The sequence below is a fragment of the Helicobacter sp. 13S00401-1 genome, assembly GCF_002272925.1.
Taxonomy (GTDB): Bacteria; Campylobacterota; Campylobacteria; order Campylobacterales; family Helicobacteraceae; genus Helicobacter_I.
Genome location: NZ_MLAR01000023.1, coordinates 1 through 14578, shown reverse-complemented (window position 1 = coordinate 14578; position 14578 = coordinate 1). Strand labels below are relative to the sequence as shown.

At 34.4% G+C, this 14578-nt stretch carries 11 protein-coding genes; 6 read left to right on the top strand and 5 right to left on the bottom strand.

Annotation, left to right across the window (positions count from 1 at the left end; translation table 11 throughout):
* Positions 1 to 1445 (top strand): hypothetical protein (locus BKH43_RS08015; RefSeq protein WP_216358501.1); only part of this gene is annotated, 1445 nt, incomplete at its 5' end.
* 1104 nt (positions 1446 to 2549) lie between these two features.
* Here the strand turns inward: BKH43_RS08015 and BKH43_RS08010 are convergent.
* Genes BKH43_RS08010 through BKH43_RS07995 form a run of 4 tightly spaced genes read right to left on the bottom strand, consistent with a single transcriptional unit; the run spans position 2550 to position 7321 of the window.
* On the bottom strand, positions 2550 to 3536 hold the full coding sequence (locus BKH43_RS08010) for a hypothetical protein (RefSeq protein WP_095230387.1): 987 nt from the start codon (positions 3534 to 3536) through the stop codon (positions 2550 to 2552).
* 9 nt (positions 3537 to 3545) lie between these two features.
* Positions 3546 to 5483 (bottom strand): extracellular solute-binding protein, encoded by a 1938-nt coding sequence (locus tag BKH43_RS08005; RefSeq protein ID WP_095230385.1) that lies wholly within the window; start codon positions 5481 to 5483, stop codon positions 3546 to 3548.
* A complete protein-coding gene (locus BKH43_RS08000; RefSeq protein ID WP_095230383.1) occupies positions 5470 to 6351 on the bottom strand; it encodes a hypothetical protein in 882 nt (293 codons plus the stop codon). Before BKH43_RS08000 ends, BKH43_RS08005 begins: the two co-directional genes overlap by 14 nt.
* Positions 6352 to 6367: 16 nt before the next feature.
* Positions 6368 to 7321, bottom strand: a complete 954-nt coding sequence (locus BKH43_RS07995; protein ID WP_172402353.1) for a tRNA-dihydrouridine synthase — start codon at positions 7319 to 7321, stop codon at positions 6368 to 6370.
* A gap of 125 nt (positions 7322 to 7446) precedes the next feature.
* On the opposite strand from BKH43_RS07995, the gene BKH43_RS07990 reads away from it, so the two are divergent.
* The 5 genes from BKH43_RS07990 (at position 7447) to BKH43_RS07970 (ending at position 12141) form a co-directional block, all read left to right on the top strand.
* Positions 7447 to 8649 carry a succinyldiaminopimelate transaminase gene (locus BKH43_RS07990; RefSeq protein WP_095230381.1) on the top strand — a complete coding sequence of 401 codons (1203 nt, stop codon included), beginning with the start codon at positions 7447 to 7449 and terminating at the stop codon, positions 8647 to 8649.
* Between the two features lie 17 nt (positions 8650 to 8666).
* Positions 8667 to 10097 (top strand): UDP-N-acetylmuramate--L-alanine ligase, encoded by a 1431-nt coding sequence (gene murC, locus BKH43_RS07985; protein ID WP_095230379.1) that lies wholly within the window; start codon positions 8667 to 8669, stop codon positions 10095 to 10097.
* An 85-nt stretch (positions 10098 to 10182) separates the two neighbouring features.
* A complete protein-coding gene (locus BKH43_RS07980; protein WP_095230378.1) occupies positions 10183 to 10587 on the top strand; it encodes a hypothetical protein in 405 nt (134 codons plus the stop codon).
* Position 10588: 1 nt separating this feature from the next.
* Entirely contained in the window at positions 10589 to 11299 is a 711-nt protein-coding gene (locus BKH43_RS07975) for a methionine ABC transporter permease (RefSeq protein ID WP_095230376.1), read from the top strand.
* Between the two features lie 8 nt (positions 11300 to 11307).
* On the top strand, positions 11308 to 12141 hold the full coding sequence (locus BKH43_RS07970) for a MetQ/NlpA family ABC transporter substrate-binding protein (RefSeq protein WP_095230375.1): 834 nt from the start codon (positions 11308 to 11310) through the stop codon (positions 12139 to 12141).
* A 917-nt stretch (positions 12142 to 13058) separates the two neighbouring features.
* Here the strand turns inward: BKH43_RS07970 and BKH43_RS07965 are convergent.
* Positions 13059 to 14306: a hypothetical protein gene (locus BKH43_RS07965; RefSeq protein WP_095230373.1), complete on the bottom strand. Its 1248-nt coding sequence runs from the start codon at positions 14304 to 14306 to the stop codon at positions 13059 to 13061.
* Between the last annotated feature and the right edge of the window lie 272 nt (positions 14307 to 14578).

The window sequence follows — 14578 nt, the reverse complement described above, 5'->3', positions numbered from 1 at the left end:
GCATAAGTTTTAATTTGTATAAACTCTTAATATCAACTTATACAATCCTTAGTTTTAACTTAAAAATAAGTCTTGATGAAAATGGGAGTTTTATTAACGCATCTACTAGGGCTAATGGCTCAGTTGCAGCCGGTGCTACGGGGATACAAGCTGTTGCTGGAGAGATTTTGCAAAATCCACTTGCTGCAGCAAGTTTAATCCAAGATTCTAGGAATCTAGAAAGCTCAATTCAAAACTTGCAAAACATAGTCAATCAGCTTTCATTAGATAGTGCGCGCAATACAATTCTAAGCAGAAGTGGCACAAATAGCATACTACTTGCACAAGGAAATATACGAAAAGTCTGGGAAGGAAATATTAATAGTCATGATGTATCAATAGAAGCGAGAGGTAATCTAGGAAAAGCAATGGATCTAGGTAACTTAGGAAATGAGTTTTTTAACAACAGTAATCCAACACGTATGGATACTTTAGGCATATTAAATAATATAGATGTGACAGATTATGCTAAAACCTTTAATACTGTAGTTAATGGTAATGGCAATGATTTATCAGCTAGTGCTAAACAAAGCAGCTCACAGTTAATAGATGCCATAAATGCTGTAAATATACAAAGAGACAAGATGAGCAGCATTCTATCAAATATTAGTGGTACCTCTACAGTTTTGGCACAGCAAAAAGCTGCTTATGATGCACTGAACTCAACATTGCAGGCATTAAGTGATGCAGTTAAGGCAAATACAGAAGCAACAAAAAATATAAGCCTTGACAAGATCAATGCCGTATATTTAAATCCATATGGAGCGACTGCGATAGGTACTGGAACAAGCGCACAAAGTGCTTTGGCTGCAGCTATAAATAATATTTCATCAACAGATGCAAATCAAAACAAAACTACCTTACAAAATCTGCTAAAAAATAGTGTTACAGTACTAACCAACAATGTAACAAATGCTCAAGATGCAGCTCAAACTATAGATGGCATCATTAATGGTGGAACAGCTAAGGATAATGCTGGCAAGGTACTAGCGGTTAAGTACACAACAACTGGAACTGATGCAAACGCAAATACAGGAACAAAAACATATACAGCAAGCACTGTAAGTTCTGATACTATAAAAGATGCCCAAGGCAATGCAGTTAAATCACTTAAACAAGCCGTTGCCGATGTACAAGCTGCTAATAAAGCCGTAGATGATGCAGTATTGCAAGCAGCAATTAATGCAAACGTTGCTAATGGGGCAGCCGCTGCTGCAGCTGCTGCTAACTCACGCAAAAACTCTACTCCAACTATCCTCCCTACAGCTAAGGCTGGTTTAATAGCTTTCTTTGGTAAGCATCAATCTGTATCTGTAGAGTATCAATACTATTTTAGAAATACTAATCCATCTTTTACTAGTGGAGAAGTAACACTTAATTATGCTTATTACTTTGGTGGTAAGTAGGAAGTAAAAAGAGGTAAGTAAGTTATATATTTAGTAAGTGTATTTAAGTAGAGTTTAAAAAGATTTAGAATCTAAAGTCTTTAAGACTTAGAATCCTAAATCCTAAATCCCTAAATCTACTTTCAAACTAACTCTAGATTTATCTTTATGAAAGTTTGGAATCTAAAGTCTTTAAGACTTAGAATCTAAGATTTAGATTCTAAACACAAACATACTTCTAAATACAAAGTAAAATCTAAAAGTAAGTATTAATTTTAAATACGAAACCAAACCTTAAATAAACAATAGATTCTAAACTCTTCAAATAACTAAAAACAATATTATTAATCACAAAGACTATAGTTATAAAGACTATTTAGACTATTTTAGTCTACAAAGACTGTAGTAACAATCTTTGTAATCTAAACATTAAAGAATCTTTATAGCATCACTCTTAAAAACTCTTTGTAATCTCACTATTGAAATTCTAGTTATAGTCTTGCTATTAAAAAGTCTTATGAATCTTTTGTAACTTTATAGAATCTAAGATTTAGAAACTATAAATAAAACCTAAAGTTAGGCTTCATCATTTTAATGGGCAGCTATCTATATATAACAAAGTTTTCAATAATTATAATTTTTTAAGCCAGAGGCATTTTTATTTGTTTCGTAGTGCAAAAAAGCAGGGCAAGTAAGCAGTAGTGCTTACGTTGTTTTTTAAGGAAACTTCGTTTTCAAGGAAGCTTACGCTTTGGTTAAAAGAAAATATGTAAGTTAGAAAAAGTAGAAAAAGAAAGTGCTGGAATAAAGATTTAGTTAATAATATGAAGAGATTAGAATTACCTATGTATAAAATAATTCTTTTATCTTAAAAAGTTTGTAGTACTAAATCATAATACTTTCTAAAATAAACTAGTGCATAGAAAACAAACTAGTGCATAATAAATAGTAAGATTCTATAAACCAGTAAAAAGCAAGTAGTTTATAAATATAAAACATTAGGCTACTGTGTCAAGGTTGTAAGGCTTTTATAAGTACAACTTGTATGATTAATGCACTAAAGCTAGTTTAGATTCTAAGATTAGCCTTAGTTTGTAAGGCAAGTAAGCGCTTTAGAAGCTAATCTTAAAACTGATAGTTCAAAGTAAGATTAGCGCCTATACCTACATACTCTAGCACTATCCCATAGTCTGCTTTAAGACTAGCCCTTACATAAAAGCTCTTATAACTTTTAGTTAGTGCTCCTAGCTCTAGGCTTAAAAAGTCATTATAACTATAAACTAGAGGCAAGATAGTAGGCGTATTATAAAGCCTGCTTGTAATATAAGAGCTACCTTTAAAAGCTAGGTCTAAGTCGTGCCCATATCCATTATAGATGCCATTATATGAGAGGTTAGCAAAGTAGGAAGTGCTACCATAAACATAAGCACCCTTTAGCCCTACATCAAACATAAGTGCGATAGTATTAAGCTTAAGACTAGTTTCATCATAGCTACTAAAAAGCATGGAATCTAAACTAATATAAGGCCTAAAGCTAAAGTTATAAAAGTAGTAAGGATAGCTTGCAGAGAGATTAAAAGTATAAGAATCTTTAGCGTGAATGTTATCAAAGTCTTTAGCAAGTGAGCCAAGATAAGCTATGTAAGTGCTAAGATCAAAGCCTTTGATATTATAAAGTGCGCCTACATTAAAGCCAAGTGAGGTTAGATTAAAGGTGTTAGTCGCAACATTACTAGAAGCACTGCTTTGAAAGGCTAAAACATCACAAAGCTCCTGCCTAGCACATGCTGTAGGAAAGGATGCAAGTCTAGAGTTAAGATATAAAAATCCTCCACTTACAAGTAAGTCCTTTCTTACTCTGTGCATGTAGCCTACATCTAGTCCAAAAAGAGATAGATTAGATCTTGACTTAACAAAGTTATAGCTTGTATCTAGATAGATATCACGCTTAAAGTTATCCCTATCTTTGGCGAAGTTAGAAGCTATCTGCCATTTGTTATAAATAGAATCTTGTGAAGTTTTGGAATCTTTTGTTGTAGATTCCAAACTATCAGCGTATAAAACTCCTAAAAAAGTAAGGCTTGCTAAAAGCGTATAAGTTATCTTTCTCATTTATCACCTTTATTTTGTTTCTTCATAGTCTGGCTCTTCAAACTTTTCTTTAGGATGCGCACTCCACCATAGATATGGACTTACACCATATTTAGGAAAGACTTTAGGTGTCTTTATATTATTAGATATAGCTATCCTAAAGAAGGGGCCATAGTAGTGAGGCACGACGTAATAGCCCCACATCAAAACTCTATCCATAGCTCTTAATATATCTATCCTTAAGTCTTGATTACTAGTTTCATCAAGCTTTTTTATAAGTGCGTCAACTACTTTATCTTTTATGCCTGAGTAGTTTGAAGATCCTTTTATATCTGCACTCTCACTTCCAAAGTAGTAGCTTTGCTCACTGCCAGGATAAGGGCTTTGCCATATGTTAGATACTATCATGTCATACTCAAAAGCATTAAGCAAGTTTTGATACTGGGCTTCATCCACTACTCTTACATTTAGCTTTATGCCTAGTATTCTAAGATTTTGCGCGTAGGGTAAAACTACACGTTCAAAAAGCTGACTATCTAAAAGCATGGTAAGCTCTACTTTTTGTCCATCTGGTGCATAAAGCTGGTTGTCTTTTACCTTATATCCAGCATCATGAAGCATCTTTTGTGCAGCTAGCAAGCTAGCTCGTCTTTTACCTAAACTTAACACCACTTCTTTAGTAAAAAAGCCTTTTGGTAGCTCATTTTTATAAGGTAGTAAAAGCTTTAGCTCTTCTCCACTAGGCAAGGTTGAAGTAGCATGGCTTGAGTAGATACTGTTTTCAAAGTAGCTTTTTGTCCTAACATACTGAGAAAAGAAAAGATTCTCATTACTCCACTTAAAGTCAAAGGCTAAGGTTAAGGCCTTTCTTAAAACTATATCTTTTAAAAGCGGCTTTCTAGTGTTCATAAAAAAGCCTTGCATGCTTGCACCTAGTGAATGTCTAATCTCTAGCATCCTAAACTTTTTTTCTTTTAGGCTTTTGCCCTTATAGCCTAGTGCCCAGTTTTTGGCACTTGATTCTACCCTGTAGTCATAGTTCCCACTTAAAAAGCCTTGCAAGGCTATACTGTCATCTTTATAGTAGTCAAAAACTACGTACTTAAAGTTATAAGATCCTTTGTTGATAGGAAGATTCCCACTCCAGTAGTTAGGATTTTTCTCATAAACTAGCTTTTTGTTAAGGCTATAGCTTTTTAAGATATAAGGACCACTTCCTAGAGGCATAGTTAGATTACTATCGCCAAAGGTGTTTACTCCATCTTTCATATAGTAGTGCTTTGGGATGATGGGGAGGGTTGTGATGATTAAAGGAAGCTCTATATTTTTGGTAGTTTTAAAAAGAAACTCAATTTCATATTTGTTGATAATAACTGCTTTTTCTATGCTTGCATAATATCTTGCATAAGCTGGACTTCCTTTAGAGATTAAAGTATCAAAACTAAACTTGACATCAGCGCTAGTTATAGGCACACCATCGCTAAACTTAGCCCTAGGATCAAGCTTAAATCTAACTCCTGAATAATCACTAGCTATGCTTACTTCTTTGGCGATTAGCGGATAGATAGCATAGGGCTCATCTAAACTTTGAGTCATAAGTGTTTCATAAATAAGGTTTAATCCTGAAGCACCATTACCTTTTAGAACAAACATATTTAAACTATCAAAACCACCTAGACCATAGCTTTTTAAAGTACCTCCCTTTGGCGCGTTTGGATTAGCATAAGGAAAGTACTTAGCATGTACATGTTTAGCCTTTTGGATTAGGGCTAGTGAGGTTTGCCACTTTGTATAAAGGTAGGCTCTAGAATCTTTTTTTACTTCTTTACTAGGCTTTATCTCTTGTGTGTTAAAAGAGGTCTTAGTAGGTGTACTAGCTAGAGCAAAACTAACTAGGAGAAGTAAAGAAAGTGCTTTAAAGCTTTTAAAAAAAGATAGTTTTAAGATAGTTTGTCTAAAAAAGTGCATTAACACTCACTTGCCAAAAAGGCGTCTGCTTAATCAAAAACTTCTGAGTTAGAATCTGCTGCTTAAAAGTGTCTGTTTCACCAAGTGGGAACTGATAGTAGCGCTCCCCTTGTATATCAGCAAAAGGCACTTTTATCCCTAGATCAACTCTTAAGTTCTCCCCAAGTCTAACACTCCCGCCAAATCGCACTAAAAAGTCACCTCCAGCAAGATAGATGCTATCTTTACTATCTACTCCTACGTTGTTATAAACTCCAGGATCAAAAGCTCCTGTGCTTAGAGAGCTAAACTCAAAACCTAGCCCACCATAAGCCCCTATCAAGATAGGAGGAAGCTTTGGTAGTTTGGCAATAAAGGCATTAAGTATATAAGTTATAGGGAGGTTTATACCTGCGTCTGCACTTACACCGTAGTTAACTAGAAACATATTTTTAGGTAAGGAATCTGGCGTTAAAGGAACGCTAGCAAACTTCTCTTCAGTAAAGGTAGTAGTTCCGTCACTATTAACTGTTGGCGCTTTAGCTGGTGTGTAGCCTGTAGCACCTTTAGTATGAGTTCTATTAGTGGCGTTTTGAAAGTAGCCATTATTAGCAAAGCTAAAGTTTACTAAACCTCTAAGGTTAAAAATCTTAGCCTTATCTAAGTCAAGCTGTGCACCTACATAAAAGTCATTAATGTTATTAATAGCACCTTTATAGTTAGCACTTTGTATATCGCCTTTAATATTATCTTTACCTATCTGATTTTGCACATTAGCAAGTAGGCCATCTGGGCTTAAACTAGTACCATAGCCTAGTAAAAAGTAAGCCTTTGCTTCTAGGGCTCCTAAACTTAGACTAGTGAGAAATGCAAAAACTATCTTGTGCATACTTATCACCTTTTTATCACGCTTCTAGTTTTAATGCGGTATTAAAAAAAGATTCTATAGAATCTTTTAGTATCTTATAGTCTTTAGTTCTATTTACAAAGTCTCTATACTCACTAGCATTTGGCAAGCCTTTAGTATAAGCATGAAGATTCTTCCTAAACATGATAACGCCAAAATCTCCATAGAATCTATACATCTCTTCAAAATGCTTTAAGACTATATTTTTAAGTACTAAATCTGGGACTTCAAAACTATCATTTCTGATTTGATAAAAAAGCCAAGGTGCCTTCAAAGCCCCACGCCCTATCATGGCCCCATCAGCCTTAGTTAAACTTATAACTTTTTTATAGTCTTCTAAAGTGTTTATCTCGCCATTAGCAACTAAAGGCACACGCACTATCTCTTTCATCAAAGCTAGACTTTCATAATCTATCCTTTCTTTTTTGTAAGCATCTACTTTAGTCCTAGCGTGTACTACACAAAAGTCAACTCCACTTTCATTTATAGCCTCTGCTATCTCTTTGGGAATCTTTTTATCAAAACCTAGCCTTACTTTTACACTAAAGAGTTTTTTGCTTGAGTTAGCGCGTATGAAGCGTAAGATTTTTACAAAAGATTCTAAGTCTTTTAAAAGGGCAGAGCCATTGCCATGCGTTGTAACTTTTGGAGCTGGGCAGCCGCAGTTAAAGTCTATGATATCTACGTGCTCTAGTGCTTCTATCTTTTCTAGTGCTTTTTTTATGACTTCTAAGTCATGCCCGGCAATCTGCAAGCTAAAAGGGACTTCATCTTTAGAAGCCTCAGTCATCTTTAAAGTCTTAGCATTAGCATAAGCTAGGGCGTTAACACTTATCATCTCACTTACTGTTATATCTACGCCAAAGTTTTTAACTAAACTTCTAAAAGGAAGATCGCTATAGCCTGCCATAGGTGCTAACATTAAAAGTGGTTTTTTAAGTTGATGATTTATTAAACTTTTAATTATCTCTTCTTTATGATTCAAAAGTATCTCCAAGCCAATGTATAAGTTCCAAATTATATATTACAATTTACATCTTATACACCTACTAATATGTATCATTTTAAGGAGAACTCTTGCGTTTTAATCCCTACCCTTTTGACTTACTAAGAAAGCTTTTAGAGGGCTGCACTCCACCAAAAGATGTGCTAAATCTAAGTATAGGCGAGCCTAGTTTTGGCGCCTCTAAAGCTAGTATAGACGCCCTGGCACAGCACGCAAGCGGTATAAGCTTTTACCCCAAGAACAAAGCTATAGATGAACTAGTAGATGCCCAGTTAGCTTTTATAAAGCATAGATTCCATATAGAACTTAAAGAAGATGAGTTAATACCTTCTTTTGGAAGCAGAGAAGTACTTTTTAACTTTCCTCAATTCTTTCTAGCTTCTAAAACTAATCCTTTAATGGCCTTTTGTAATCCTTTCTACCAGATCTATGAAGGAGCAGCACTTGCTTCAAAGGCTAATATCCACTTAATGGATTTAAGTGAAAAAAATAACTTTACTCCTAGCTTAGATGAAAAAATCGCCTCCCAAGTGGACTTAGTTATACTAAACTCTCCTAATAATCCAACTGGCAAAACTCTAAGTTTAGAAGAGTTAAAAGAGTGGGTTAAGCTAGCTTTAAAATATGACTTTTTACTACTTAATGATGAGTGTTATGGTTCTATATACCTTGATACTAAGCCAGCAAGTTTGCTTGAAGCTAGTCTTGCTGTTGGAAATACTAGCTTTAAAAATATCTTAGTTGTAAACTCACTTTCAAAGCTTGCAAGTGCACCAGGCCTAAGAAGTGGATATATAGCAGGAGATGCTAGCATCTTAAAAGACTATAGTACTTATAGAAGTTATGTAGGCACAAGTATACCTTTGCCCTTACAAAAGGCTAGTGCTATAGCTTGGCGTGAGTTTAGCTATCATGAAGAGATAAGGCAAAAGTTTGCTAAAAATTTAGTTTTAGCCAAAGAGATCTTTGGTGAGGTTGAACCTTATACATTTTATGTTTGGCTTAAGATTCAAGACTGCGATGAAGTTCATATAACTAACTCAAAAAAAGTTTTACTTTTTAATGATGAAAGTTTTACTCAAGGACTTTATGAAAAATATGGAATCTTAGTCTTACCAGGTAGCTATCTAGGAAGAAATGCCCAGGGATGTGACTATGTAAGGATAGCTTTAACGCAAGAAGTTAGTGTGCTTACTTCTGTGCTTAAAACTATAAAAGTCTATAGAGATGAGTTTATCGCAGAAAATCCATGTGATAACATAAAAGGTAGATAATACATGAAAGGTAAAAAATGAGGATACATTTTATAGGTATAGGCGGTATAGGAATCTCAGCCCTTAGCATCTATCTTAGAGCCCAAGGTCACACCATAAGTGGGAGTGATATAGCTAGTAATAAGATAACAAAAGCTTTGCAAGAAGAAGGAGTAAAGATAACCATCCCGCATAACCCTAGTGCTATAAAAAGTAACTTTGATCTTGTTATCCACTCAGCCATCATAAAGCCTGATAACTGTGAGATACTTGCTGCTAAAAAATTGCAAATCCCCGTGCTTTCAAGAAAAGATGCCCTAAACTTCATCCTCCAAGAAAAAAATGTTTTAAGCGTGTGTGGGGCACACGGCAAGTCAAGCACTACAGCCATGCTTGCTTCCATACTCCCTGAGTGTTCTGCTTTGATAGGCGCTATAAGCAAGGAGTTTAATAGTAATGTAAGAGAAGTTTTAGGAAGTGAGCTTATCTTTGAAGCTGATGAAAGCGATAGAAGTTTCTTACACTCTAACCCACTAGTAGCTTGTGTAACTAACATAGAAGCAGAGCATTTAGAAAGCTATGAAGATGACTACGAGCTTTTAAAAAAGTCTTACTTAGAGTTTATGAATAGCGCTAAAGTAGCAGTGATTAACTCTGAAGATAAGATAAGTAAAGACTTTTTAGATAAGGGATTAATCACAACTAGAACCGTAGTTTTAAACCCTGCTAAAGATATAGGGATGAATGTCTTTTGTGGGCTTGATAGCACAGGAGTTGAAGAAAACTTGCCAGTGACTAAGTTTATAATGGACTTAGAATCTAAAACGGGCTTTTTAGGCTTAGAATCTAAAATAGTAAAAAAAGACATCACAGTTTATGGGCTAGGATCTCATGTTGTATTAAATGCAGCTTTAAGCCTCCTAGCTTCCATAGCTTTTTTAGAAGAGCTAAATAAACCAGTAGATTTAGATAAGCTTATCTATAATCTTAAAAAGTTTAGAGGCACTAAAAAGCGTTTTGATATCTTACAAACTATAAGTCAGGAAAGAGCTTGCATTATAGATGACTACGCCCATCATCCAACTGAGATAAGGGCAACTTTAGATTCTATAGAACTTTATAAAGACTTACATCCTATGCCTTTTAAAGAAGCTAAAGTTACAGCCATCTTTCAGCCTCATAAGTACTCAAGACTTTTAGCCAACCTAGAAGACTTTAAGACTTGCTTTAAGTGTGCTGATACTTTAGTTATCTTACCTGTTTGGGCAGCTAGTGAGAAGAAAGTTGATGTAGATTTAAAAGAGATTTTTAAAGACTACTGTCCAATCCTTGCTTCAAAAGTTAGACGCAAGGGTGAAGTCTTAGAAGTATTAGATGAGAAAGAAAATATCATCTTAACTTTAGATTCTGGTTTTATAGTGGGTCTTGGAGCTGGTGATATAACTAATCAGCTTAGAGGCGAAAGCTAAGCTTTACATAGCATTTTAAAGCGTCTTAAGACACTTGCATTAGACACTTGCATTCAAATCAACTTCTTGTAAAAGAAAGGACACAATGACCTTAGTTTTTATAATTATTTTAGCCATAGTTGCAGTAGCGTTTTTATATATCATCATTAATAATTATCAAAGCACTAAGTTATATAAGAAAATCATAGCCCTAGTAATAATCATCATTATAATAGCTGGCATAGTAGCTTATAGTATCAATCAATCCAAGTTTGACACCCATGTACAAAACATGCAGCTAGCCTTTGAAAGAGGAAGTACTTTAATATGCTCTTTTAACAACCAAGAAATAAGGGTTAATAAAGAAGATTTTAGATTCCTAAGCACATCATTAAGCTTTGTTGGTAAAGACAAGCTTCAAGGCTATGTTATAGACTTACAAAAGTGCACTAAGATAATCCCGCCAAGCACTGATGTAGAGCCTACAGAATCCACTGTTATAAGAGATTAAGATGCAAATAGTTTTAAGTTTTTTAGATTCCATATTTATAGAAGTTTTAAGATATATCTTTACTAATCAAGAAGCTTTTTTGCTAGCTAAAAGCTTTTTTGAAACGCTTTATATGGTCTTTTTTTCTTGCATACTATCAGTTATCTTTGGCTTACCATTAGGCGTATTTTTATGTATATCTAAAAAAGGTGGGTTAAAGCCTATGCTTTCTTTAAACAAGACCATAGGAAGCGTAGTAAACGTAGTTAGATCTTTTCCTTTTATAATACTAGTTATCTTGCTTATACCACTTTCAAGGCTAGTTATAGGCACAAGCATAGGCTCAACTGCAGCCATCATCTCTCTTTTTATAAGTGCAACTCCTTTTATAGCAAGGCTTTTTGAAAGTGCTTTAGATGAGGTTGATAAAGGATTAGTTGAAGCTAGTAAAAGTTTAGGTGCAAGTAAATTTACCATTATAAAAATGATGATAGCTGAAAGCATGCCAGCTTTAATCAATGCAGTAGTAGTCACTGTCATAAACCTAGTTGGCTACTCAGCTATGGCTGGTGCCTTAGGTGCTGGTGGACTAGGAGACTTAGCTATGAGAGAGGGCTACTATAAGTATAACACTGAGATGTTGCTATATTCTGTAGTGCTTATTATAATATTAGTGCAGCTTATACAGTCAATAGGTGACTTTATAGTTAAACGCTTAAGAAAAAACAGATAGGAGAGTTTATGAAAAAACTAAGTTTTGCATTTTTAACCATAGCCATGTTTATATTTTTAGGGTGCAGTAATGAAAATAGTCACACAAAAGATAGCACAGCAAGCACAGATTCTAACAAGATGATAGTTTTAAAGGTTGGTGCTACACCTATACCACACGCTGAAATATTAAATCACATTAAACCAGAGCTTAAAAAAGAAGGTATAGACTTACGAGTAGTTGAGTTTACTGACTATGTAACACCAAATCTTAGTTTAAATGACAAGTCTCTTGATGCTAACTTTTTTCAAACTAAACAGTATCTTGACATCATGAACAAAGAGCGTAATCTTAACCTAGTAGCCATAGCTGATATACATGTTGAGCCTATGGGACTTTATTCTAAAAAGATAAAAAGCTTAGATGAACTAAAAGAAGGTTCAACTATAGCTGTGCCTAATGACCCAAGTAATGAAGGGCGCGCACTTTTACTACTTCAAGCACACAACCTTATAAAACTTAAAGATCCAACTAGTCTAGTATCTACAGAAAATGACATAGTAGAAAACCCTAAAAAACTTCATATCCAGCCAATAGATGCTGCACTCCTACCTAAGAATCTATCAGATCCAGCCGTAGCAGCAGCTGTGATAAATGGAAACTATGCCCTAGAAGCTGGCCTTGCGCCAAAAGATGCCATCATCGCAGAAGATAAAACTTCACCTTATGGAAACTGGCTAGTAGTTAGAAAAGATGAGGTTAATAATCCTGCTATCTTAAAACTAAAAGCAGCCCTTCAAAGCCAAGATGTAAAAGAGTATATAGAGACTACATTTAAAGGTTCAGTTATCCCAGCCTTTTAATGTAAGATATATCTAAGCTAGCCTCTAGCCTTAGGTGCCTACCTTTTCTAAGCCTATGTAGTTATACATTAAGGCTTAGATTTTTAATCTACTGCATTCACTGCTACATTCAAACATTGCTTAAGTGTATTATTTTTCATTACGTGCTATATATTAAGAGAGCTTGCATAGATAGAGTAAATCCGTCCATTATCTTGATATAGCCTATAACAAAGTATAAAAATATCGAAGTTTATCTTACCACGCCATCGCAAGAAAGCCTTACAACCCTAACACAGCAGGCTAATGTTTTGCGTTTACAAACTACTTGCTTTTTACTGGTTTGTATTTTTATATATTAAAGATATATTAGTCTTAGTATTTATTATGCACTAGTTTATTTTAGAAAGTATTATGATTTAGTGCTAAAAAGTCCCTATGATAAAAAATGAAATCTAACTTTAGGTTTTACTTATTAGGCTTTGTGTTTAGAATCTAAATCTTAGATTCTAAACTTTATGAAGTTAGATTTAGGTTTAGATTTAGATTCTAAATCTTAAAGACTCTAGATTCTAAACCTTTATAAGCTCTATTCCAATGCACTTACTAAATATATAACTTAACTATATAAATCTTATATAGTTAAGTTATATAAATCATATGAATTATATAAATTATATGAACTGCGTAAGTCATAAGAATCATAAGAATTATATGAGCTATAAGATTTATATAACTTATACAAATTATATAAATCTTAATATACAAAACCTACCTACTTAGCTTTTCTACTTTCTTCTCACCTTCTTACCTTCCTACCTCTTAACTTACCTACTTACCTATCTACTATCTACTATCTACTATCTACTATCTACTATCTACTATCTAGTTTCTAGTTTCTAGTTTCTAGTTTCTAGTTTCTAGTTTCTAGTTACTTCCTACTTACCACCAAAGTAATAAGCATAATTAAGTGTTACTTCTCCACTAGTAAAAGATGGATTAGTATTTCTAAAATAGTATTGATACTCTACAGATACAGATTGATGCTTACCAAAGAAGGCTATTAATCCAGCCTTAGCTGTAGGAAGGATGGTAGGTGCTGAGTTACGACGTGCCCCTTCTCTTGCAGCAGCTCCTACTGCTTGGTTTTGAGTTGCTAACACTACAGCCAAAGTCTGTTCCACTTTTGCATTCGCAGCTTGAACATCTTTTACTGCTTGTTTAAGTGATTTTACAGGACGCCCATTATTATCATTTATAACTTGTGGGGTATCAATTTTTGCACCAGCATCTATAGCACTTTGTGTAGCTCCTAGTTGTGGGGCCACAGTGGTAGTGGTTGTTGTGTTAGCACCATTATTGATAGGGTAAGTATTTAAAGTATAGTTAGGTGTGATATTTGTCTTTACTGCTTGTCCATCAGCATTTCCATTTATGATTCCATCTATGGTTTGTGTGCTATTTTGAGCGGCTATAGCACTTTGTAAAGCCGGCACAAGATTCCTTTGATTAACCCTTAAAAGGAGTTCTCTATCTCCATTGTTGCCAGATATAGAATTTAACTTTGTTATATCATTAACATTTGTCACTCCATCTCCAGAATAAAATATATTGCCAAGCTTAACATGACTTAACTGCGCTACATTATTTGAGTTTGTAACCACTGCATTTTGTAATGTTTTAAGTGTGGTTGCAAGTGCACTATAAGCCGCTTGTTGTTCTGCTATAACAGGTGCCATACTAGAATTATTTGCATAAACTCCTAGATTAAGAGTAACTGCTTGTATTTGGGAGTTGACCTGATTTATAGCTTGTTGCAAGGAAGCACTACTTATATTGTTAAGATTATTCCCACCTGATTGGGTTATATCACTTGTTCCATCAGCTTTGGTAGGTCCATTCACAAGAGTGTTGAGAGAGTTAGAAAGGGTAAATAGATCAGTATTTGCTCCATCGTAGCTTTTTAATGAGCCCGCATATAATGGAGTGGTTAGCATACCAGTCATTTCAAGAGCTGTATATCCTCTTTTTGAAGATAGATTTGGAAGTTGTAACCCAAGATCTCTAATTGACCTTGTAACCTCATTATTTATAGTTCCAAGATTTGATGAAGCAACTTGAGTTAATACTGAGCTTTGTGCTGAAATAGTGGATATTTTGTCTACTATGTTTTCTAAATTCTGCATCGCTGAATCTAATTTCTGGCTTTCTAGAGAAAGGTTTAAATTTCCAGCAGCACGGGCGTCATTTACACTTATAGCACCGGCTGCAACTGAGCCATTAGCCCTAGTAGATGCGTTAATAAAACTCCCATTTTCATCAAGACTTATCTTTAAGTTAAAACTAAGGATTGTATAAGTTGATCTTAAGATTTATATGAGTTTGAAATTAAAGTTTATATAAGTTTTAGATTAAAAATTATATAAATTGATATTAGTAACTATGTGAATTTAAACTA

Coding starts and splice junctions, on each gene's coding strand:
- BKH43_RS07965 (WP_095230373.1), bottom strand. CDS start 14,306: ATGCAGAATTTAGAAAACATAGTAGACAAAATATCCACTATTTCAGCA.
- BKH43_RS08000 (WP_095230383.1), bottom strand. CDS start 6,351: ATGCACAAGATAGTTTTTGCATTTCTCACTAGTCTAAGTTTAGGAGCC.
- BKH43_RS07970 (WP_095230375.1), top strand. CDS start 11,308: ATGAAAAAACTAAGTTTTGCATTTTTAACCATAGCCATGTTTATATTT.
- murC (WP_095230379.1), top strand. CDS start 8,667: ATGAGGATACATTTTATAGGTATAGGCGGTATAGGAATCTCAGCCCTT.
- BKH43_RS08010 (WP_095230387.1), bottom strand. CDS start 3,536: ATGAGAAAGATAACTTATACGCTTTTAGCAAGCCTTACTTTTTTAGGA.
- BKH43_RS07980 (WP_095230378.1), top strand. CDS start 10,183: ATGACCTTAGTTTTTATAATTATTTTAGCCATAGTTGCAGTAGCGTTT.
- BKH43_RS08005 (WP_095230385.1), bottom strand. CDS start 5,483: ATGCACTTTTTTAGACAAACTATCTTAAAACTATCTTTTTTTAAAAGC.
- BKH43_RS07975 (WP_095230376.1), top strand. CDS start 10,589: ATGCAAATAGTTTTAAGTTTTTTAGATTCCATATTTATAGAAGTTTTA.